Origin of the sequence: Frankia gtarii (assembly GCF_025403375.1) — a bacterium.
Classification (GTDB): Bacteria; Actinomycetota; Actinomycetes; order Frankiales; family Frankiaceae; genus Frankia; species Frankia gtarii.
This window is the reverse complement of the sequence record NZ_JAMPTM010000097.1, coordinates 1-22,028: the sequence shown is the minus strand read 5'-3', so window position 1 is coordinate 22,028 and position 22,028 is coordinate 1. Positions and strand designations below refer to the sequence as shown.

Sequence of the window (22,028 nt, the reverse complement as noted above, 5' to 3'; positions counted from 1 at the left end):
GTGCTCGCCGCCGGCCCCGCCGGAGTAGACCGCGGCCGCGGCGGCGAGCACCGCACCGCCGTCGGCGGTCAGCAGGGCGTCGAGCTGGGCTAGGCGCTCGGAGTCGGGGCCGCTCAGCGGTAGCGGCCCTTGACGCGGCGGCCCATCTCCCGGCTGATCTCCCGCTCGACGTCCCGCTCGGCGAGGGCGTGCCGCTTGTCGTACGACTTGCGGCCGCGAGCCAGTGCAATCTCGATCTTGGCGCGGCCGTCCTTCCAGTACAGGGCGAGCGGCACCAGGGTGAGGCCACCCTCCTGGGTCTTGCCGATCAACTTCTCGATCTCGGCCCGGTGCAGCAGCATCTTGCGCTTGCGCCGCGGGGCGTGGTTGGTCCAGGTGCCCTCGGTGTACTCGGGGATGTGCACGTTGTGCAGCCAGATCTCGCCGTCGCTGATCTGGGCGAACCCGTCGACCAGGGAGGCCCGCCCGGCCCGCAGCGCCTTGACCTCGGTGCCGCGCAGCACGAGCCCGGCCTCGTACGTGTCGAGGATGTCGTAGTCATGCCGGGCGCGCTTGTTCTGCGCGATCGACTTGCGCCCCGTCTCCCTCGGCACCGTCTGCAACCCTCTTCCCACTTGCCGCGCACTCTCGGAACGTCCCCGAACCTACGTCCTGCCGACGCCCCCACCCAACCGGTTATCGGACGCCACAGCCGTCCACCATTGTATCGATCATGCGGTGGCCGTATCGATCATGCTGGCCGCTCAGACGCGCAGGTGCCGGCGCAGCGCGATCGACGCCATCACCGCGGCGGCCAGCACGCCGGCGGCGAGGACCACGACCGCCGACTCCCAGACCGCGGCCCAGCCGAACAGCGGGAACATCGTCTGCCGCGCGAACTGGCCGTCCACCAGGAAGACCTTCGCCGCGACCAGTGCCCCGGCGGCGAGCAGGCCGCCGACCAGACCCGCGACCGCGCTCTCCAGCACGAACGGCGCCCGGATCGTCCCGTTCGACGCCCCGACGAGCTTCATGATCGCCGTCTCCCGGCGGCGGCCGTGTGCCGAGATCCGGATCATCGTGTAGATCAGCGCGAAGGAGGCGAGCGCCTGCACCGCGGCCAGGGTGAAGGCGCCGACCGTGAAGGCGTCGAGAAAGCGGTACAGCGGATCGAGCAGGGCCCGCTGGTCACGCACCGCCTCCACTCCGTCGAGTCCCGTGTAGGTGACGACGATGTCGCGCGACGCCCGAGGGTCGGCGAGGGTCAGCCGCAGGGCCGCGGGCAGGTCCTCGGGCCCGACCCCGGCGACGACGTCGGGCGAGCCCCGGAAGTCCCGGCGGAACCGCTCGTACACCTGCTTCTTGGTCTCGTAGCGGACGTCGGCGATCAGCGGGTCGCGGCGCATCTCGGCCTCCAGCGCGGAGCGCTCGGCGGGGGTGATGCCGTCGGAGAGGTCGACGACGACCTCGATCTGGTCGAGCAGGAAGCCGTCGATGGTGTGCACCTGGGCCCGCAGCAGCAGGCCCGCGCCGAGCATCGCCAGGCAGATCGTGACGGTGACGATCACTGCACCGGTCATCGCCAGGTTGCGGCGCAGGCCGGTCCAGAGCAGCGAGGCCAGCGGGCCCGGACGCATCAGCCGACCGGGCCGCTGCGCGTCGGCGCCGCCCACGGGCTGCGCTCCCCGTCCGGCGCCGTCCCGGTCGGTTGGGCGGGCACCACCACCGGCGGGGACGCGGATGGCAGCGGGGACGCGGATGGCAGCGGGGACACGGACGGCAGCAGGGGTTGCGGCGCGGTCTGGTCGTAGCGGCCACCGGCCTCGTCCCGGATCAGCGCGCCGTCGCCCAGCTCGAGCACCCGGCGCCGCATCGCGTCGACCAGGGACGCGTTGTGGGTCGCCATGATGACGGTCGTGCCGGCGCGGTGGACGGCGTCGAGCAGACTCATGATCTCGATGCTGGTGGTCGGGTCGAGGTTCCCGGTCGGCTCGTCGGCCAGCAGCACCCGCGGGCGGCCGACGAACGCCCGGGCGATCGCGACCCGCTGCTGCTCGCCGCCGGACAGCTCGTCGGGATAGCGGTCCGCCTTCTCCCCCAGCCCGACCAGCTCCAGCACCTCGGGGACGACGCTGCGTACGACATGGCGGGGGCGCCCGACCACATCGAGGGCGAACGCGACATTGGCCGCCACCGTCCGGTTCGGCAGCAGCCGGAAGTCCTGGAACACGCAGCCAACGATCCGGCGCAGCTGCGGGACCCGCCGGTCCGCGATCCGCGCGACATCACGGCCTGCGACGATGACCTGCCCGCTGGTCGCACGTTCCTCCCGCAAGAGCAGTCGCAGCAGCGTCGACTTGCCCGATCCGGACGGTCCCACCAGGAACACGAACTCTCCGGCGCCAATCTCGGCGCTGACGTCGATCAGGGCGGGCCGGGCGCCGTTGGGGTACCACTTGCTCACCGAGCTCAGGACGATCACCACACCCTCCTCACATCAAGCATCAGATCACATACATTCCGTGACGGAGATGGTAGGACGTGGACGGAGCCCGACCACGCGGCACGCGAAGGCGAGCCGCGCCGACCCGGATCCCGCCCGGCCGCAACCGACGGCCCAGACCGGGCGCCAAGCCGCGCACGGGGGTCAGGCCGTTCGACACGCGCCGTGCGGCAGCAGACATCCGACGCTCGCGGGCAGGGCGAAGGGCCGCCCGCGGGCGTACCGTAAGAGCCAGTCGATCGTCCGGATCTCGTTCCGGCGACCGGGCGGGGGACGACCGGCGCGGCGATCGGCCGGGGTTCTCCGGAGGGACCTGCAGTGATCCCTCGGATCCGCGGTCGGCGTGCCGCGGCGGGAAGGAGGCGGCATGGGCAGCGAAGACCTGGTCTGTGCGCGCTGCTCGGGGCTGGTAATCGAGGGCCGGTGCCCCACCTGCCGCGCGTCCCGCGAGTACCTCCGCCGAAACTCCGCGACGATCTCCCCGCAGCTGATCATCGCGATCATCGCGATCGTCATGGTGCTCGCCGCTCTCGCTGTCCGCCAGGCCACCTGAGCCCGGCGCCGGCCGTCGGCGCCCACCTTCCGGCCAGTGCGTGCGACTACGCGCGCCGGGCACTCAAGAACTGCGTCGAACGTTGGCAGTCGGTGAAGTCCGGGCACAAAATCGGCCGAAGCCCGGTTCCAGCCGGTTCTGGAGCGTCTCCGATGTCCCCACACGTGCTCGCCCGGCGCCCTGCGTGGGAGAGCCGGCGCCGCGGCGGCCGGGCTCGGACCCGCCGGCTGATCCTGCTCGCCACCGCACTCGCGGTGGCCGGGTTCGGGATGGTCGCGTGCGGCGGCGATTCCGCCCCCACCGCCGCAGCTGCGCCGAGCGCTTCACCGGCGGTGCGCGCTTCACCGGCGGTGCGCACTGTGGTCACCGGGCTCGCCGCGCCGTGGGACGTCGCCTTCCTGCCGTCGGGCGAGGCACTGATCAGCGAACGCGACAGCGGGCGGATCCTCCGGCTGCCGGTCGGGGCGGTGCGGGCGACCGAAGTGACGACGCTGCCCGGCGTGGTCCACCACGGCGAGTCGGGGCTGCTGGGGCTCGCGGTCTCCCCGAGCTTCGCGACCGACCGATTCGTCTACGCCTACTACACCTCGGCCACCGACAACCGGATCGTGCGTTTCCGGCTGGCCGGTGACCGCGCCGAGCCGCCCACCCCTGTTCTCACCGGGCTCGCCGATGCCGCGGTCCACAACGGTGGCCGGATCCGGTTCGGACCCGACGGCCTGCTCTACGCGGGAGTCGGTGACGCCGGGGTGCGCTCGCGCGCGCAGGACCGGACGAGTCTCAACGGCAAGATCCTGCGGATGCGCCCCGACGGGGGCGTCCCGCCGGGCAACCCGTTCCCCGGCTCCCTCGTCTACAGCCTCGGACACCGCAACGTCCAGGGCCTGGCCTGGGACTCCGACGGCCGGCTGTGGGCATCCGAATTCGGCCAGGACCGGCTCGACGAGATCAACCTGATCGTTGCGGGCGGGAACTACGGCTGGCCCGGCGTCGAGGGCAGCGGCGACACCGACGGCGGCCGGTTGCGCAACCCCCTGGTCACCTGGAGCACGGCGGAGGCCTCCCCGAGCGGGATCGCGATCCGCGGCGACGTCCTCTACGTGGCGGCGCTGCGCGGGCAGCGGTTATGGGAGCTCGACCTGGCCGGGGCGGCCGTGCGGGGCCGGCCGCGGGCATTGTTCACCGGCGAGCTGGGCCGGCTGCGCGCCGCGGTGGCCGCACCGGACGGCTCGGTGTGGCTACTGACCAACAACACCGACGGACGTGGCACCCTCAGGCAGGGCGACGACCGCATCATCGCCCTGCGCTAGCCGCCCGCGGCATCGCCGAGCAGGCGGCGCCGACACGGCTGCCCCCAGCAGAGGTGGTGGAAGAATGTGCTCGTCCAAGGCGGGCGGAGACGTTTCAGGCTGCCTGCACGGTGAAGCCGGGACCGTTCGTCGCGGAGCCGAGGGTCAGCGGGCGCCGAACAGCTCCATGTAGCGCTTCGAGGATTTTGGGTTCAGGTCCGGTTTGTACAGCGATGACAGGACGTTCGCCGGCTCGGAGGTGTTGTAGTAGGCCTCGTAGGCCAGATTCGCCGCATTTGCCACGAACATCTCATGCATCTTGCTGACGTAGAAGGGGTTGTCCTTCCCGCCGCCGTTCGACCAGGCCACCCCCCACTCCGGGACGGCGAACTTCTTGCCGTGATCATGGGCGAACTGGATCACCGTGCACAGCCCTGACCGCTGGTGGCACTGGCGGTCCCAGCTTTCCTCGTCGATCGACGGGGGAAAGAAGTCGTACGAGTCGATGCTGACGACGTCGACGTACTGGTCGCCGGGATAGGCATCCCACACGTCCTGCCCACTCCCAGGCAGGGAGTCGGTATGGGCGTTCATATTCCAGTCGATTTTTACTGTCGGTGCGGTCGACCGGATCGCGGTCACCGTTCGACGGAAGCACGTCTTCCAAGTCTCGACATTACGCACGTGCCAGTAGTTGAAGGCGCCGTTGAACTCCCATCCGAGGCGGACGTAGGCGTCGACTCGACCGAACTTCGTCAGCGTGGCGCCGAAGGTGCGCCAGTAACTGTCGTAGGCGCCACTGGCACAGGTGGCCTCGTCGCCGTTCTCGGGGAATGGCGGTTGCGCGATCGACAGTTCACCGGGGAACTTGTCCCGGGCGAAGGCCGCCGTCGGCCAGTCCGCCGAGACGAGACTGTGCCAGTCCTTACGGCTGGTGAAGACGATCGCAACCCCGATCTCGCGGCCGGTGAACGTACCCCAGGCGTTCACGTCGGCCGGGTAGTTGCCGTTGGTGCCAGATACCCAGCGCACTCCCGCCGGCTCCGGCTCCGGCGAGCTGGAACAGGCCCCTAGTCCTGTGGCCAGCAGCCCGATGATCAGCAACAGCAGCGACACGAGATGCGAGCGGGGACGCCGGCCACCCCCGCGGAGATGCCGGCCTACCGACACCACCTGCCACTCGGCATGGAGGATCCGGGACCAGGGACCTCCTCCCAGACGGGAGAACATCACGCGGACGATCATCCGACGGTCCCCCATGAGATCCCCAAGGCCGAACATCCCCCTTGATCTGCAGCAGCCCGCATTCTCCCGGCCGCGCCTCCGCAAAGCCACGCCGAAAGATCGACCCTAACGTAAGGGTGGATTCTTGTTCATTCCGGGTCCTCGGCGATGGCCCCTGCACGGCGGGGCACCGAGCGCAGACATGTACCGCCCTCGCCCCCGTCCCCTCGACCGGCGCGCCGACCGAGGGGACGGTCAGCTCCGTGCGCCAGCCGGGAGGTGCAAGCCCCGGGGATTGCGCCAGGGTTGTCGGGCCCGCGTGCCCACCACGATGAACAGCGCGGGACGAGATCGGACGGGTATGGCCAGCATTCGGCGCGGCTCAGCCACGCCGATCGGGTATGTCCGGGGCGCGCCGGGCAGACGGAGCGCCCGCGATCTGGTCGCGCAGGCGCACCACGTCGCCCACGACGATGACGGCGGGCGAGCCGATGCCGGCCTCGGCGGCCAGCTCCGCGATGTCCGACAGCGGGCCGGTGAGGACGACCTCGTCGGCGGTGCCCCCGGCGTGGATGACCGCGGTCGGTGTGTCCGGGCGCCGGCCGCGCTTGACCAGCTCTCGGCTGATCCCCGCCAGCGCCGCGACACCCATCAGTACGACGACCGTGCCCGGTCCCGTGGCCAGGGCGTCCCAGTCGACGGTGGAGCCGGGGTGGGAGGGGTCGACGTGCCCGCTGACGATGGCCACGTCCTGGGTGATGCCACGGTGGGTGACCGGGATGCCGACGAGCGCCGGGACGGCGACCGCACTCGTCACCCCGGGAACAATCTCGCACGGCAACCCGGCCGCAGCGCAGGCCAAGGCCTCCTCGCCGCCGCGGCCGAAGACGAACGGGTCTCCGCCCTTGAGCCGCACGACGCCGAGGCCGCGCAGGCCACGGTCGACGATCACCGCGTTGATCTCGTCCTGGGTCAGGTTGTGGCCGTGCGGCGCCTTGCCCGCGTCGATGATCTCGGCGCCGGGCCGGGTGTCGGCCAGCAGCTCGCGGGGGGCGAGGCGGTCGACCAGCACGACGTCTGCGATCCGCAGCAGGCGCAGGCCGCGCACGGTGATGAGGTCCGCGCGTCCGGGCCCGCCGCCGACGAGGGCCACCCAACCCCCCGGGGGTCTCTCCACGCCGGTCACCTCCATCGCCACCCGCGCATCCGTCGTCCGCATCCGTCTCCCACCGCCGTCCGTCACCGGCGCAGCTGCCGGTCCGCAGCCCCCGCCGAACCTGTCCATGCCACCCAGCCGCGCGAGTCCCGGCCGCGACGACTTCTCCAGTGTGCGGCCTGACCAGCCCGTTCGGGGCGGATCACGCCAGCCGGGCGGACGCGCTCAGGCAGTCCGGCGGGCCACGCCGCGGCGGTGCTCGGCGTGCTCAGGCAGAGGAAACATTCCGACCGCGCCCGAATGGGTTTTCGCCGTTCACCGGACGCCGGCATTCGACGTCATACGACGGCATCGGAAAATGCCGCCCGCATCCACACGAGCATGTTCCGCGCCGCGCCGGACCGCGCCGCGCCGGACCGGTTCGGCGATCAGCCCTCCCGGCCAAGCCTCCAGCGCGCCGCGCGATATGCCCGCCAGCCGGACCGCAACCCGCGCCGGGCGCTCGTGAGCGCGTCGCGGTGCCCCTGGGTTACCAGCCGCAGGATGTCGGCGGCCCCGGCCGCCCGGTCCACCACCAGCCGGCTGATGCCGAAACGGGACTGCGTCGGCTGGTGCAGCCGGTAACCGACCTCGCAGGCCGAGTCGAAACCGGCCGCCGCGACCACGTGCCGGACCGACGCGCAGTGGTACCCAAAAGGATAGGAAAAACTGTCCGGACTACGTCCGGTCTTTTCCTCGATCATGCGCCGGCTGGCGGTCACGTCATAGCGGGCGAGGGCCGTCGGTACTACGTCCAGTTCCAGATGGCGATGACCGTGCGAGCCCAGTTCGATCCCCTCTCCCGCGAGGTCGGCCAGATCGGACCAGTCCAGCAACGGAAGATTTCGCTCGCTGTAGCCGTCCAGCCAGGTGGCGCGCCGGCCGGGGTAGGCGGTCGGGATGTACAGGGTGGCACTGGCGCCGGCCGTCTGCAGGGCCGGCAGCGCCGTGGTCAGGAAGTCCTCGAAGCCGTCGTCGAAGGTGATGGCCACCTGCCGGCGATGCGGGTGGCGGAGCGCGTCGGTCAGCCCGGTGAGATGGTAGCCGCCGGCCGCGAGGGCCCCGAGCTGCTCGGCGAACACGCTCGGTGGGACCTCCCAGCGCCGAAAGTCGGCGCTCACAGAGTCACCCACGCTGTGGTACATGAGGACGGGCAGGGGCATCGGGGGCGCCTCGTCCAGCACACCGGAGGCGGCACCGGGCAGCGCGGTCGCCAGGGTGGTCACCTCGTTCCCGTACCCGCGCCGACCCGCGTCACACCCGGATCGGGCCGGACATTTCCGTGCATATACCTGTGTGCATTCATCTGCAGGGACACAGGCCGTACTCCCTCCGCGACGACGGTGCGCAATCGTGGACGAACAGGTGACACGGGCGAACATCCCATCGGGTGAAGTAGTGCGCGAACCAGCCCAGGAGGCCGAAACTAAAACATCGAACGGTCCGCGAACTACCCGGGACTCTACACGCGCATACCGGGCGTGCCAATGGCATCGGGAGATCCGCCGGAGACGTCACCCGAGGGTGGTCTGCGCGGTCCCGACCCAACTCGCAGCCCGGCCTGGATCAGGCGGCCGGCCGGATCACTGCCATTTCATCGGATGTTCATTACAGACACGGGCGAATTCAAAACCATCCGGTAAACCAGGGGAACACGGATGGATCATCTCCGGAGAAGGAACGACCGGTAAGCGGGGAACAACACCGGCCGACTGCGCGAATATTCTCACGCCTGATTTTCGGCGGCCCGCCGCCAGCGGATCTCGGCATCGATGAAATCGTCGATCTCACCGTCGAGAACGCCGCCGGTATTCGAGGTCTCGGTGTCGGTGCGCAGGTCCTTCACCAGCTGGTAGGGATGCAGGACGTAATTGCGGATCTGTGATCCGAAGGAGACGTCCTGAGGCCCCCCGGTGATGCGCTGCTTCGCCGCGGCCTCCTCGGCACGGCGACGCTCCAGGAGCTTCGCCTGCAGCACGATCATCGCGGCGGCCTTGTTCTGAAGCTGGCTGCGCTCGTTCTGGCAGGTCACCACGATGCCGGTAGACAGATGGGTGATACGGACCGCCGAGTCGGTCGTGTTGACCCCCTGGCCGCCTGGGCCGGATGACCGGAAGATGTCGATCCGCAGGTCCTTGTCGTCGATGTCGACGTGGTCGGACAGCTCGACGACCGGGGTCACCTCGACGCCGGCGAAGGAGGTCTGCCGCCGGTTCTGGTTGTCGAACGGCGAGATGCGCACGAGCCGGTGCACCCCGTGTTCGCTGCGCAGCGTCCCGTAAGCGTAGGCAGCCTTGATCTGGAAGGTGGCGGACTTCAGCCCCGCCTCCTCCGCCTCGGAGGTGTCGAAGACCTCGGTGGGATAACCGTGGCGCTCGGCCCAGCGCAGGTACATCCGCAGCAGCATCGCCGTCCAGTCGGCCGCGTCGACGCCCCCGGCGCCCGCGGAGAGCTGCACGATCGCGTCCCGCTCGTCGAACTCGCCGGACAGCAGGGTGCGCACCTCGAGTGCCGAGATGTCGGCGCTCAGCGCAGGCAGGTCGGACGCGGCCTCGGCGAGCAGGTCGTCGTCGCCGAGATCCGCGGCGGCGGCCATGTCGTCGAGCCGGCGGCGCAGCCCCTCCACGCGGGAGATGTCGCCGCGGGTCGACGACAGGCGCCGGGTGACGACCTGCGCCCGGTCCTGGTCGGACCACAGGTCGGGGTCCGCGGCCTGCCGCTCCAGCTCCTCGGCGCGACGGCGCAACCCCTCCACGTCGAGAACGGACTCGATGCCGCTCAGCGTGGCATCGAGCTGCTTGATCTCCTCGGACAGGTCGACGGCCATGGTGTTCACCTTACCGGCGCCACCCGGCGACCACGGGCAGGACTGATCTTGGCCGGGTCCAGGCGGAGCACGGTGGTCGGGTCGGGGGTCCCCCGGCCCGGGACCGGCCGGCACGCCGCGAGATCGTCCGCCCACGAACCAACCGACCGCCGTATACGGCGGTCGGAGGCATCCTGCACCGCCCACGCCTGTCGCGCCGACACCGGGCGGCGGTCGTGAAAAGCCATACCGATGAAACATTCAATGGCATCACGACATCAGCCTGAAACGCGGGATGCAGACTCGTGAATATCCGGCCAACCGACACCCGCACCGCGGACAATCCGGACGGTAGCCACACCGCTTACCTGAGCGGGCCACCGACGGGATGCCGGTCGGCCCCAATCCACGGAGAGATCTGTCCCACATCGCCGAGCGCACACGAACCCGCGCGTTTGTGACCGCCGAACGATATCTTTGATCGTGGCGCTTCGCCGCCGAATTCGATGGACACATGGTTCCGCGGGGCAGCGTGGTCCCGTCGGCCATCGATCGGCCACCGGGCCGCCACCAGGCCATGGCCGGGAGACCAACGGACACGGACACACGATTAATACCGGCCGGAGTGGGTTGAACAGTCAGTGCCGGGCCGCTTGTCAGGAAAAGCGAGGGAGGCCGCCATGGGGACCCAGCTCTGTCATCCGACCGACCGAGGCTCGCACTTAGACCTGGCGAGTCACCGTCCCGTCGCGCTCCGCCGACAGGCAGACGGCGCAGCGATCACCCCCACCCGAGCACGAAGGGTGCCATCGTGTCCGAAGTCTCGAACCGGCGGTCCGTGCTGGTCGCCACCGGCCTCGCGGCGGTGGGCTCAATGAGCCTGGGCGGCGACGCCTCCGGATTGCACGACGCCTGCGCCGCCGCGTTGAACGCCGCGGTGGACGCCTACGAGACCACCGATCTCAGCGCGACGGCCGCAGCCCTGGTCCCCCTCGAACGCACCAGCAGGACGGTGCCCGGCGAGCACCGGCTACGCGGGCGGGCCGCCCTGGACTGGATGCGCCTGCACGCCGCCGTGACGACCGCCGCCGCGGCCGTGGCATACGACCGTGGCCAGCACACCGACGCCGCCGCCCGGGCGGACCGGGCCGCCACCCTCGCCCGCGCCGCCGGCGACGGGCCACTCGCCGCGCGGGCGCTGGCGCTGCGCGCACGGATGGTCCGCCCGCACAGCCCCGCGGTCGCCCTGCAGATCGCCGGGGTGGCCGCGCGGATCGCCGGGATCAGCCCCACCCGCGCGCTCATCGCCGGCAAGGTCGTCACGAGTGCGTGCGCGGCCACCGGCGACACCCCCGGGGTGCGCGACGCGGTCGCCCGCGCCTGGCAGACGATGGAACGCCTCGGCGACGACGACTTCGGCTCCCCCGGCTTCGCCCTGGAGACCTACTCCCCGGCGGACCTCGCACTGGCCTGTGCCGAGGCGCTGACCACCGTCGGCGCCGCGGACGAGGCCACGCCGCACCTGGAGCGGGCCGAGACGCTCATCGCCGGATCCGGCCGGACCGGCATGGTGGTCTCGGTACGGATGGCGCAGGCCCGCGCCGCCCTCGCCCGGGAGATCCCCGACCGGGAGGAGGCGGCCTCCTACGCCGGCCAGGCGGTCGCCCTGTCCGCCGCACGGCCCGCGCAGTGGCTGGCCCGGCTCGTGCGCGACGTGTCGGACCTGGCCGATCTGCGCACCGGGCAGGGCCTGGACGATCTCGTCGACGCCACCACGCCCTGGCTGCACGAGAGCTGGGAGGCCGAGTCGGGCCCGCAACGGCCGGCGGCGCGCTTCGGCGTCCCCGGTCCGATCGGCGTCATGGTGCAGCGGGCTGGCGGACCACCGACTGTGCCTGTGCCCCGGCTCGCACTGTGACCGGCCCGACCCCGAGGTAGCCCACGACCGGCAGGTTGACCGTGCGTGACCCCTCCACCTCCACCGTCGTCGCGTCGACGAGGCTGGAGGTGAGGGTCGTGCGACCGCTCGGGTCGGCCTGCTGCTGGTACTGCTCGACGGTCGCGTTGATGTCCGCCAGCGGGAGCTCCTCGAAGGCGGCCGTCGCCGTGTAGATCGCGTTCTCGTCGATGCGCTGTGCGGCCGCGAGCGCCGCGCCGTCCGCGGCCGAGGCGACCGAGCGGCGGGCCAGGTAGACGGCGGACACGTCGGTCACGACGACGACGAGCATCGCGGCGACCATCAGATAGCCGAGCGTAAGGATCAGAATCGTCCCGCCGTCGGCGCCGTCGGCGCCGTCGGCCGCGGCCCGACCGCCGGTCGCCGGGTTCCGCCGCAGGTCACCAGGCATGCACTTCTCCCCGTCCGGGATCGCCGGGCACCCCACACCGGCGTCCTTCGCCGATCCGCCGCCCGGCGTCCTCGCATTATAGGAGAATGCGCCACGTACGGATCATGCGGTGCACATACTCCCTCGGGGGACGAAGGATCATGGCTGAAGGGTCGCCCGGGACGCTCGTCGCAGAGCGTTTCCGGCTGGTCGAGATACTCGGCCGCGGCGGATTCGGGACCGTGTGGCGGGCATTCGATGAAAGGCTGCGGGCCGACGTCACGTTGAAGGAAATTCGATGCCCGGCCGATCTGTCCGAGGCCGAACGGGACGAGATCGAGGCCCGCCTGGACCGAGAATGCCAGATCTCCGCCGCGCTGCGGAAATGCCCACATGTGGTCACGACCCTCGATGTCGTCCGGGATGTAGATGACGATCCCTGGATTGTCATGGACTATTACCCGTCCCGGACGTTGCGGGCGGTGCTCGACCGGGAGGGGCGGCTGGCGCTGACCGAGACCGCCGCGATCGGAACGTGTGTGCTGGAGGCCCTGCAGGCCACGCACGCGGCGGACGTCGTGCACCGCGACGTCACCCCCGCGAACATCCTGCTGGGCACGGACGGCTCGGCCCGGCTGACCGATTTCGGGGCGGCGGTGCGCAGGACCGATCAACGGGTCACCGCCGGAGTTCTCGGCGTGCCCGGATTCGTCGCGCCGGAGGTGCTGGCCGGACACGCCGCACGGCCCGGCGCCGACGTGTTCGCGCTCGGGGTCACGCTGTTCACCGCCGTCGAGGGCCAGCCGCCCTTCGACCCCGCGACCTGGCCCGAGGCCTCGTCGGAGCATCCCGGGCGCGCGGCAACGACCACGCTGTCCGGCCCGCTCGGCCCGCTGTTCGACCAGATGCTCGCGCCCGACCCGGCCGCGCGGCCCACCGTCGACCAGGCCCTCGCCGCGATCTGGGAGTTCCTCGACGACGCCGCCGCCCCGGCCGCGCGGGGAGACCTCGACGCCGCGGAACATCTCGCGGATCTCGACGAGATGGCTGATCTCGACGGGATGGCTGATCTCGGCGGGATGGGGGTCCCGGACGTGACGGCCGAGCAGCGGCTGCACGAGGCGACGCCGCCGGATGAGGGTGCGACGGTCTTTCCCGAGCGGCGGATCTCACGGGCCGTTCTGCTCGCCGCGGGCCTGGTCCTGCTTTTCGTCTCCGGAATCGTGCCGGCCGGTCTCGGCGGCGATTTCAACCTCTGGGATCCCTGGCATCTGCTCTCGGCCGCCGTGCCGGTCATCGCGGCCTTTGCGTTGTTCTGGCGGGCCGCGCAGCCCACGGGACATCTCACGATCGATGCCGATCGGATCTCGCTGGAACGCGGGTGGTATCACTTCACCGTTCACTGGAGCCGGATAGACACGGCCCGGGTGGTAGCCGGAAAACTCGCCGTCACCCTGATGGAGGGCGACATACCGCTACAGACTTCCCAGTACGAACGAATCTGGCCGCTGCCGCGGTACAACGCCCGCACCGGCGTGCTCACCGTCTGCCGGCTCTCCCGCTTCCGGGACGCCACCCCCGCGGCCGTCTCCGCGGCCCTCGACGCCACCGCCTGGCCCCACGTCTGACAATCATCTCCAGTGCAACCGCTCGTCAGTCTGGGGGACGAATCGGGCGCCGAACCCACCAGAAGGAACAGGTAGGCGCTCTCCCCTGCATCCGCCGCCGACGCACGAACCATCGCCCACGTCGCGACCCGTCTCAACCACACCGTCAGACATCACGGAATGTGACAGCAGGACGGGAAGGGGCTCCTACGGGGCTGCGCCACCTGCGTGGCGCGGTTCCGCGGGACACCATGATCGCTGATGCTGGGGCCGGAGCACGCCTGCCCGCGGGCAGGTGCTGTGTAGCGTCGCGATGGTCGGATATGCGGCCAGATGGTCGCCAGACGGGAAGGGCTGGGCTGGGTGACGCAGTCGGGGATTTTCGGGCTCGGTACGCCGGAGCACTGCTATCTGGAGTTCGACCTCCGGGACGGCGCGTCCGCCGATGAACTGGTGAAGGCGGTCGCGGCCCTGACCGGGCCGTTGTCGACCGGTGGCGGCGTCAACCTCGTGGTCGGCTTCCGGCCGGAGCTGTGGGCTGGCGTCGAGCCCGACGGCATGCCGCCCGGCCCGCGGAGCTTCACCGAGCCGATCGTGGGCGTCGACGGTTTCACGATGCCCGCGACCCAGCATGACGCCTGGCTCTGGATCGCCGGCGGTAACCGCACGGCGGTCTTCAACAACGCACGGGACGTCGTCGACGCGCTGGCCGAGATCGCGACTGTCGCCACCGAGGTCACCGGCTGGCTGTACCAGTACGACCGGGACCTGACCGGGTTCATCGACGGCACGGAGAACCCGTCGCTGCTCGAGGCGCCCGCCGTCGCCGTGGTCGCCGACGGGGCGGGGGCCGGCAGCAGCGTCGTCCTCGTCCAACAGTGGCGTCACGACTCCGCCAGCTTCGAGTCGCTCACCGTCGAGCAGCAGGAACGGGTGATCGGCCGTACCAAGGTGGACAGCGTCGAGCTCGACGAGGGGGTCATGCCGGCCACCTCACACGTCTCCCGAACGGTCGTCGAGGAGGACGGCGAGGAGCTCAAGATCTTCCGCCGGAACACCGCCTTCGGCACGGTCACCGAGCACGGAACCATGTTCGTCGGGTTCAGCAGCGAGCAGCGGCGCCTCGAGATCATGCTGCGGCGGATGGCCGGCGACGACGACGGCGTGCGTGACGCCCTCACCCACTACACGACCCCGGTGACCGGCGCCTACTACCTGATCCCGTCGGTGCCGGCCCTGTCGGCGTTCGCACCCGACGAAGACGACTGAGGACGGCTGCTGGGACGGCTGAGGACGGCCGACTCAGGCGGGTTCCGGCTATCCCGGTCTGGCGGATGCGGAGATCAGGAACAGTCCGACGGCGCGGGTGGTGCGGTCGTCCACAGCGCCGAGATCGGAGCGGCGCGCATGCATGGCCCGAAGGACAGGACCTCGGCGCCGGCGTAGAGGACATAGCCCGCGTGGAAACGGTCGCCGGTCTGGGACGCGAGTCGGTGCAGGCCGCGAAAGTCCTCGGCGCGCACCGTCTCCGCGGCTTTCACCTCGATCCCGACGATCTCGCCGGAGGCCCGCTCCAGGACGGCGTCGACCTCGTTGCGATCGCGGTCACGATAGTGGAACAGCGATACCGGTTCCTCTGACCAGCTGAGCTGGCGGGCGAGCTCGCCAAGCACGAAAGTTCTCGACAAGCGGGCCGACGGGTGCGCTCGGATGCATCGCGCGCCGCACCGTAGCAGGCCCTCGTGATGAAGAAAGCCGGTGGGGTCCGCCGCCGCGGCGGCCCGCACGGGCTCCTCGTCCAGGTAGTAGGACTTCGCATCGCCGCGTGGGTCCACCGTGAGCTGGGCGAGGGTACTCTTACCGACCTGGCGGGCGCCGTTGAGGACGACGACCCGGGTGTCCGCTAGCGCGGCGGACACCCGCGCGGCGGCGTGCCGACCGAAGAGCTCCAGGCTCACCTGGCGCGGCTCCACGAGCACTCCCACCCGGCCTAGATCGAGACCCTTCAGATTTGATCATCATAGCAGCATTGGTGCAGCTCCCAGCACACTTCTTCATGATCGCGTGATGCATCTGCCGCCGTGGTCATGACGCATCTGCCGTCATGATCGTGGCGCATCTGCCGCGGTCGGTCAGGGCGCGGCGAGACCGTCGACAAGGACCGCGACGCCGTCGAGTAGTCGGGCGAGCCCGAAGTCGAACTCGCCGTCCATGTCGTCGTCATCGTCAAGCGAGCCGGACTCGATCGCGCGCTGCAACGACGGGAACACGGCTGGATCGATGAGCCGCAAGAGCAGCGCGCCGTAGCCCGGCATCATCTTCTCCCCGCCGGACGCCGCCTTGAGGTCGGTGGACAGCGTCGCCTCGTTGCGCACGAACCCGCTCAGCAGCAGCACCGAGGACAGTTTCTGCTGCTCGGTGAGCGGGGTGTGGGCCAGGCAGCGCAGGCCGTCATCCATCCAGGCGACCATGTTCGGGCCGAGCGGCGGCGTGCTGATCGGGATGCGCAGGGCCCACGGATGGCGCTGATACGCCGCCCGCGCGCCCCGCGCCCAGCGGCTCAGGCCCGCCCGCCAGCCGTCGTCTGGCTCGCACGGGCCAGGCGGGCTGCCCATCGCGGCGTCCACCATCAGCAGCAGCAGCTCGTCCTTGGCGGCGACGTACCGGTAGAGCGACATCGTCGCGGCGCCGAGCTCGGCGGCGACCCGGCTCATCGATACCGCGCCGATGCCGTCGGCCTGCGCGACGCCGACCGCGGCGGACACGATGCGCTCCAGGCTGAGCCCACGGCGGGGACCGCGGCTCGGCCGCTCCCGAATCCCCCAGAGCATCTCGACGGCAGGCGGCAGCGCGAAGGCCGCTGGCACCTGCGGCCCGCTACCGGCGGGCGCCGTGGGCGCAGCTGCGGGGGCCGGGGGCACGCCGGCCGGACCGCTCCCCGATCCGGGGCTCCTGGCCATCGTCGCCTCCGGGACCGCGTCAGAGATCCGACAGCCGTCCTTCGCCGCCGTTGACGCCATCCTAGATCTGCGTACCATCTACGCAGTAGAGCGTATGGCGTACGCAGTTTCGATTCACGGCGAGGAGCTCCCTCACGATGACCACTGACCTGGCGATCGAGGCCGTCGGGCTGGCCAAGTCCTACGGCTCGACCTCCGTGCTCGACCACGTCGACCTGCGGGTGCCCCGCGGCGGCGTGTTCGCGCTGCTCGGCCCGAACGGCGCGGGCAAGACGACGACCGTGCGGATTCTGGCCACCCTGACGCGCGCCGACGCGGGCCACGTCCGGGTCGCCGGCCACGACGTCGGCACGCAGCGCCGCGAGGTCCGGCGGCGGATCAGCCTGACCGGCCAGTACGCGGCCCTCGACGAGGCACAGACTGGCGAGGAGAACCTGCGGATGATGGGCCGGCTGCTGCACCTGGCGCCGCAGCTGGCCCGTCGCCGCGCCGCGGAGCTGCTCGAACGGTTCGACCTGACCGCGGCCGGGCGACGCCGGGTCGAGACCTACTCCGGCGGGATGCGCCGCCGGCTCGACCTGGCGGCGAGCCTCGTCGGCGAGCCGGAGATCATCTTTCTGGACGAGCCCACAACCGGGCTGGACCCGCGCAGCCGGGCGGCGATGTGGGAGATCGTCACCGGGCTCGCCACCACCGGCGTCACCGTCTTCCTCACCACCCAGTACCTGGACGAGGCCGACCGGCTGGCCGACCACATCGCGGTCGTCGACGGCGGACGGGTGGTCGCCGAGGGAACCACGGCGCAGCTCAAGGAGCAGGTCGGCGGGCGTCGCCTCGACGTGGAACTGGCAGCCGCAGCCGGGCCCGAGGCGTTCGCGACGCTCGTGCGCCAGCTCGGCCCGCGCGCCGTCACCGCCGACCCCGCCCGGCGCACCGTCGGCATCGCCACCGACGGCACGGCGGCCCATGTGCGCGCCCTGCTCGACGAGATCGACGCCGGCCGCGACCGCGTCGCCCACTTCGACGTGCACACCACCACCCTGGACGACGTCTTCCTCGCCCTCACCGCCCGCCCGGCGCCCGCCGAGGTCCGCCCGATCGCCACCGAGAACCCGAGCGCCACCGAGAAGAGGAGCGAACATGTCTGAGCTGGCCCTGGCCGAAGCGACCCGCCGTCCTGCACCCCGGCCGGCGATCGTCGACGCCGCCGCCGACGTGACGACGATGATCGGCCGCAGCCTGCGGCTGTCCCTACGCAGCGTCGACGGGATGATCACTGCTCTGGCGCTCCCGATCATGCTGATGCTGATGTTCGTGTATCTGTTCGGCGGGGCGCTGCGGACCGGGATCGCCTACGTGGACTACGTGGTGCCCGGCGTGCTGCTGGTCTGCGCCGGCTTCGGGGCGGCGACCACCGCCGTCACCGTGTCCAGCGACCTGACCACCGGGGTGATCGACCGGTTCCGGTCGATGGACGTCTCCGGCGCCGCGCTGATCACGGGGCACGTGGTGGCGAGCGTGGCACGCAACCTCGTCTCCACCGCGCTGGTGGTCGCCGTGGCCCTCGCGATCGGCTTCCGGCCGTCGGCGGGCGTCGGCGGCTGGCTGGCGGCCGTGGGCGTGCTGGCGCTGTTCGTGCTGGCGCTGTCCTGGCTGTCGGCGACGATCGGGATCATCGCCGGTTCGCCGGAGGCGGCGAACGGGTTCACCTTCTTCGTCAGCTTCCTGGCCTACCCGAGTAGCGCGTTCGTCCCGATCGACACGATGCCGTCGTGGCTGCGGGGTTTCGCCCGCGATCAGCCGGTGAACACCGTGGTGGAGACGACCCGCGCCACCCTCACCGGCGGGCCAGTCGGTTCCGTCGCCTGGCACGCGGTGCTGTGGAGCCTGGGCATCATCGCGGCGTCGGTCGCGGCCTCGGGGATGCTGTTCAATCGCCGGGGCTAGCCGCGCAGCGCCCGGTAGGTTTCGACGGCGGCCGGGTGCAGTGGCAGGGGTTCGGTGTTGATGAGGTTGCCGACGTCGAGGTACTGGGTGCCGCGGGCCTGTTTCGGCACGAGCTGCCCGGCGTGCTCGACCAGGACCCGGACGGTGTTGCGGACCACCCGATCCGGGCAGTCCGCCCCGGCGATCAGCAGGTTCGGGACACCGACCGTACGCACGGCACCCGCCGCCCGGTAGGTGCCGGCGGGCAGGGCCACCTCGTTGTAGTACCGGCCGTAGCGGCGGCGCAGCTCGGGGACGTAGGCGCCGAGCTCCAGCAGCCGGATGCCCCACTGGCGGTCCGCCTGGGCCAGCACCTCCGTCGGGACCCCGCCCGACCAGAGCATGGCGTCGATCATGTTGTCGCGCAGTGCGCCCACCGCGTCCTTGAGGGACAGATGGCGGGCCTGGCCGAGCGTCACCCCCGCGGTGGCGAACAGGCGCTCGCCGAACAGCGCGGCGCCGGAACCGTTCGCGCCCAGCGACACGGCCCGGCCGACCAGATCCGGCAGGCTCCGCACCGGGCTGTCCGCCCGCACGACGAGCTGCATGTAGTTCTCGTAGACCCGGCCGAGCGCGTAGAGCCGCACGGGCTGGCCGAAGGTGGGCGAGCCCCTCTGCGCCGCATCGAGGGCGTCGGCGAGAGCGAGCCCGAGGTCCGCCGTGCCGGCCGAAACGCTGCGGATGTTCTGCACGCTGCCGAGTGTGGGGACCACCTGGGCATGCAGCAGCGGTCGGAGCAGGTTCGCGAACTCGATGTAGAAGCCGTCGGGCTCCCCGGCCGCGATCGAGACCGTGGGATCGTCCTGCGAGCAGCCACCGGCGGCGGCGACGGTGACGGCCGTGGCCCCGACCGCCAGGGCACCGAGCAGCGCGGCGCGGCGGGAGGCAGTCACTGGGAGGCTCCGCGGATCGGGGCCCGCGCCGGATCATCGCGGCGCCGGGCCAGACGCCGCCGATATCCAGGCAGCATGATCGTCGGCGTCGTGTCGGTCCGGCCCGGTCGTGTCAGGCCGGGGAGCCCCGAGCCGCGCCCACCGTCGGCCGGCGTGCCCGCCGGCATGGTGTTCCCCGCCGGCGGGGTGGGCCGTTCCCCGGCGGGCAGTTCGGCGGAGACGGACAGCCCGTGCGGCGTCACCGTCTCCAGGATGAGCCGCCCGCCGTTGTTCGTCACCAGCCGCTCGGCGATCGCCAGGCCCAGCCCGGACCCGGAGAGATCATGGTTGCCGCGGTGGAACCGTTCGGTCAGGCGCGGCAGCTCGCCGGGCGGCACGCCGACGCCGTCATCGGTCACGGTCACCCGGCCTCGGCCCGAGGGCCAGCGGGCGGTCACCGTCACGGTCACCGTGCTGCCCGGGGCGTACTTGATGGCGTTGTCGATCAGCACGTCGACGATCTGCTCCAGGTCCGTGTCGGCGCATAGCAGTGGGATGGGTTCCGCCGGGACGCGATCGACCAACGTCACGTCGCGGGCGGTGGCGGCGGGCAGCCAGAAGTCGATCCGCTCGAGCACCGTCGCGCTCGCGTCGCAGGCCGACGGGGTCGCGGGATGGGCGGCGAGTTCGGTGGCCGCCGCGTCCGCGACGGCGAGTGCGCGCATGCCGTCGAGCAGGACCTGCAGCCGCCCGGCCTGGGCGACCATGGAGGCGTAGGTGTCACGCGCATCGTCGGGCAGCGAGCCGGCCAGCATGTCCATCCGCAGCCGCATCGCCATCAGCGGGTTGCGCAGCTGGTGGGAGGTGTCGTCGATGAGCGCCCGCTGGCGGCGCGCCGAGTCGGCGACCGCGTCCGACATCCGGTTGAACGAGGCGAGCAGCGTGCGCACCTCCGACGGCCCCTGCTGCGGCGACACGTGCGCCGCGAGCACCCCCTTGCCGACCGCCCGCAGCCCGTGTTCGAGCTGGGTGATGGGCCGCAGCACCCAGCGGACGATCAGCAGGATCACCGTCACCGACAGCGCGGCGACGGCGAGCACGCCGAGCAGGACATGCCCCCACACTCGCCCGACGTCCGCCGCGGCCCGGCCCCGGCTCGACACCAGCACCACCGCGCCGCTGACCTCGACGCCGTTGCCCACCGGGCGGGCGAACAGGACCCGCCCGGACGACCAGGGCCGGATGTCGGCCAGGCCGGCCTGGCGCTGGTTGCGCAGCGCCGCGTCGATCGCCTGCGCGACGTCCCCGCCGCCGCCGAGGTCGCCGCGCGAGACGATCGGCCGGCCCGCCGCGTCGACGACGGCCACGGCGTCGCCGTAGAGGTCGGCGTGCGCGTCGATCTCCGGTTCAAGCTGGTCGGAGCCGGTGAGCGCGAGCTCGGCGAACCGGTTGATGTCGGCGGTGCGCCGGCTGACGAACTGGTCGGTGCGCTCCGCGGAGGTGGTGTAGAGCAGCGGGACGGCGAACGCGGCGAGCGCGCCGATACCGGCCGCGATGAGCACGATCAGCAGTCGCCGGCGCACCTCAGTCGCCCAGCCGGTAGCCGAAACCGCGAATGTTGTGCAGCGGGCTCGGTCGGCCGAGCTTCTTGCGCAGCTTCGACAGGTGCACGTCGAACGTCCGCGACACCGCCACGTAGGCGTCGCCCCACACCTCGTCGAGCAGCTGCTCGCGGCTGACCGCCGCCCCCGCCTTGCGGGCGAGCACGGCCAGAATCTCGAACTCGATCCGCGTCAGCACGACCTCCTCACCGGCGACCGTCACCAGATGGGTGTCCAGGTCGATGGCGATGTCATTCACCTGCACCCGCCCAACCGGGGTGGCACTGCTGCGCTCGGTGCGGCGCAGGATGGCCTCCATTCTGGCGAGCAGCTCGTCCATCCGCACCGGTTTGATCAGGTAGTCGTCGGCGCCGAGGCGCAGGCCGCGCACGATGTCGCGCTCGTGCGTGCCCATCGCGGTCAGGACAAGGACCGGTGTGGCGGCGAGCCGGCGCAGCCGGCGCAGGACCTCCAGCCCGCTGATGTCCGGCAGCCCGAGGTCAAGAAGCAGCAGGTCAGCGTTGCGATGGCGGAGCAGCGCGTCCGCGCCCCGGGTGACCCATTCGACCGGATGGCCGCGCGCGTCCAGCACGTCCTTGATCGCGCCGCCGACGCCGTGGTCGTCCTCGACCAGCAACACACGCATTGTCAGCCCCGATCTTCAAGCCCCGATTCGTGAGGTCTCCTCCATCGATACGTGGATCAGCAACGACACCAGCAGGCAGGCCCCCCCGTAGTAGCCCGAGAACGGCTTCTGGGCGGCACGTTCGGGCCTGTTCGAGGCGTTCGGCGGCGAAGCGGGCCCGACGACAGATCGTTCGGCGATTCCGCGCCGACGACGCTGGACCCGCCCGGCATCGCCCACCCGACATCGCCCGCCGGCCTCCCGACCGCCTTGCGGGATGACGGCGGCCGGAGGTAACCGGTTGCGGGTCGGGGCCTGCCTGCGGTGTCGCCGGGACGACCGGCCGCCATGCGGCTCCTGGGGTCACGTCGACCGTGAACCTGAGGACCCGTCGGGCGCCCTCCCCGCGGTTCCCGAACAGGCCGGCGAGGTACGCACCTCGTCCGAGGCCGATTCCGAGCCGGTAACCGTCCGCGTCCCCCGTGGTCCGGACCAGTCGCC

20 protein-coding genes are annotated in these 22,028 nt (G+C 71.3%); 7 read left to right on the top strand and 13 right to left on the bottom strand.

The annotated features are described in order from the left end of the window. Positions 1–113 precede the first annotated feature (113 nt). The 3 genes from smpB to ftsE form a co-directional block, all read right to left on the bottom strand. Positions 114–593 carry an SsrA-binding protein SmpB gene (gene smpB, locus NBZ83_RS15890; protein WP_261565388.1) on the bottom strand — a complete coding sequence of 160 codons (480 nt, stop codon included), beginning with the start codon at positions 591–593 and terminating at the stop codon, positions 114–116. Positions 594–743: 150 nt separating this feature from the next. After that, positions 744–1,616, bottom strand: coding sequence for a permease-like cell division protein FtsX (gene ftsX, locus NBZ83_RS15885; RefSeq protein WP_261575292.1), 873 nt, complete (start codon positions 1,614–1,616; stop codon positions 744–746). Further along, positions 1,616–2,461, bottom strand: a complete 846-nt coding sequence (gene ftsE / locus NBZ83_RS15880; protein ID WP_261575289.1) for a cell division ATP-binding protein FtsE — start codon at positions 2,459–2,461, stop codon at positions 1,616–1,618. Before ftsE ends, ftsX begins: the two co-directional genes overlap by 1 nt. A 388-nt stretch (positions 2,462–2,849) precedes the next feature. Between ftsE and NBZ83_RS15875 the strand changes: the two genes are divergently transcribed. Next, positions 2,850–3,035, top strand: a complete 186-nt coding sequence (locus NBZ83_RS15875; protein WP_261565390.1) for a hypothetical protein — start codon at positions 2,850–2,852, stop codon at positions 3,033–3,035. Positions 3,036–3,187: 152 nt separating this feature from the next. Further along, entirely contained in the window at positions 3,188–4,345 is a 1,158-nt protein-coding gene (locus NBZ83_RS15870) for a PQQ-dependent sugar dehydrogenase (protein ID WP_261575288.1), read from the top strand. Positions 4,346–4,489: 144 nt separating this feature from the next. On the opposite strand, the gene NBZ83_RS15865 is transcribed toward NBZ83_RS15870, so the two are convergent. From NBZ83_RS15865 to prfB, 4 genes are all read right to left on the bottom strand, one after another. Next, entirely contained in the window at positions 4,490–5,554 is a 1,065-nt protein-coding gene (locus NBZ83_RS15865; protein WP_261575291.1) for a glycoside hydrolase family 26 protein, read from the bottom strand. 376 nt (positions 5,555–5,930) lie between these two features. Next, positions 5,931–6,767 carry a uroporphyrinogen-III C-methyltransferase gene (cobA, locus tag NBZ83_RS15860; protein WP_261575287.1) on the bottom strand — a complete coding sequence of 279 codons (837 nt, stop codon included), beginning with the start codon at positions 6,765–6,767 and terminating at the stop codon, positions 5,931–5,933. 365 nt (positions 6,768–7,132) lie between these two features. Next, positions 7,133–7,969: a polysaccharide deacetylase family protein gene (locus NBZ83_RS15855; protein WP_261565394.1), complete on the bottom strand. Its 837-nt coding sequence runs from the start codon at positions 7,967–7,969 to the stop codon at positions 7,133–7,135. Positions 7,970–8,469: 500 nt separating this feature from the next. Beyond that, positions 8,470–9,570 (bottom strand): peptide chain release factor 2, encoded by a 1,101-nt coding sequence (gene prfB / locus NBZ83_RS15850; protein ID WP_261565395.1) that lies wholly within the window; start codon positions 9,568–9,570, stop codon positions 8,470–8,472. A 790-nt stretch (positions 9,571–10,360) separates the two neighbouring features. On the opposite strand from prfB, the gene NBZ83_RS15845 reads away from it, so the two are divergent. Beyond that, complete coding sequence (locus NBZ83_RS15845) at positions 10,361–11,467, top strand: hypothetical protein (protein WP_261565396.1); 1,107 nt, start codon at positions 10,361–10,363, stop codon at positions 11,465–11,467. Here the strand turns inward: NBZ83_RS15845 and NBZ83_RS15840 are convergent. Continuing rightward, positions 11,409–11,897, bottom strand: coding sequence for a pilus assembly protein TadG-related protein (locus NBZ83_RS15840; protein WP_261575286.1), 489 nt, complete (start codon positions 11,895–11,897; stop codon positions 11,409–11,411). The two genes, NBZ83_RS15845 and NBZ83_RS15840, sit on opposite strands and share 59 nt — an antisense overlap. Positions 11,898–12,037: 140 nt before the next feature. Here NBZ83_RS15840 and NBZ83_RS15835 point away from each other — a divergent pair, with 140 nt between their 5' ends. After that, a complete protein-coding gene (locus NBZ83_RS15835; RefSeq protein WP_261575285.1) occupies positions 12,038–13,504 on the top strand; it encodes a serine/threonine-protein kinase in 1,467 nt (488 codons plus the stop codon). A 342-nt stretch (positions 13,505–13,846) separates the two neighbouring features. Next, positions 13,847–14,752, top strand: a complete 906-nt coding sequence (locus NBZ83_RS15830; protein WP_261575290.1) for a Dyp-type peroxidase — start codon at positions 13,847–13,849, stop codon at positions 14,750–14,752. Positions 14,753–14,826: 74 nt separating this feature from the next. Here NBZ83_RS15830 and NBZ83_RS15825 read toward each other — a convergent pair whose 3' ends face one another. Together NBZ83_RS15825 and NBZ83_RS15820 are read right to left on the bottom strand one after the other, a co-directional pair. Next, complete coding sequence (locus NBZ83_RS15825; protein ID WP_261575284.1) at positions 14,827–15,468, bottom strand: DUF4143 domain-containing protein; 642 nt, start codon at positions 15,466–15,468, stop codon at positions 14,827–14,829. A gap of 147 nt (positions 15,469–15,615) precedes the next feature. Beyond that, positions 15,616–16,350: a TetR/AcrR family transcriptional regulator gene (locus tag NBZ83_RS15820; RefSeq protein ID WP_261575283.1), complete on the bottom strand. Its 735-nt coding sequence runs from the start codon at positions 16,348–16,350 to the stop codon at positions 15,616–15,618. Between the two features lie 230 nt (positions 16,351–16,580). On the opposite strand from NBZ83_RS15820, the gene NBZ83_RS15815 reads away from it, so the two are divergent. Beyond that, positions 16,581–17,591, top strand: coding sequence for an ATP-binding cassette domain-containing protein (locus tag NBZ83_RS15815; RefSeq protein WP_261575282.1), 1,011 nt, complete (start codon positions 16,581–16,583; stop codon positions 17,589–17,591). Beyond that, the gene (locus NBZ83_RS15810) at positions 17,584–18,390 is read left to right on the top strand and encodes an ABC transporter permease (protein WP_261575281.1); all 807 of its coding nucleotides are present in this window, start codon (positions 17,584–17,586) and stop codon (positions 18,388–18,390) included. Before NBZ83_RS15815 ends, NBZ83_RS15810 begins: the two co-directional genes overlap by 8 nt. On the opposite strand, the gene NBZ83_RS15805 is transcribed toward NBZ83_RS15810, so the two are convergent. Genes NBZ83_RS15805 through NBZ83_RS15795 form a run of 3 tightly spaced genes read right to left on the bottom strand, consistent with a single transcriptional unit; the run spans position 18,387 to position 21,548 of the window. After that, positions 18,387–19,322 (bottom strand): TAXI family TRAP transporter solute-binding subunit, encoded by a 936-nt coding sequence (locus NBZ83_RS15805; protein WP_261565400.1) that lies wholly within the window; start codon positions 19,320–19,322, stop codon positions 18,387–18,389. The genes NBZ83_RS15810 and NBZ83_RS15805 overlap by 4 nt on opposite strands. Then, entirely contained in the window at positions 19,319–20,884 is a 1,566-nt protein-coding gene (locus NBZ83_RS15800) for a sensor histidine kinase (RefSeq protein ID WP_261565401.1), read from the bottom strand. The genes NBZ83_RS15805 and NBZ83_RS15800 overlap by 4 nt, the downstream gene beginning before the upstream one ends. Before the next feature lies 1 nt (position 20,885). Beyond that, complete coding sequence (locus NBZ83_RS15795; protein ID WP_261557148.1) at positions 20,886–21,548, bottom strand: response regulator transcription factor; 663 nt, start codon at positions 21,546–21,548, stop codon at positions 20,886–20,888. Positions 21,549–22,028 lie beyond the last annotated feature (480 nt).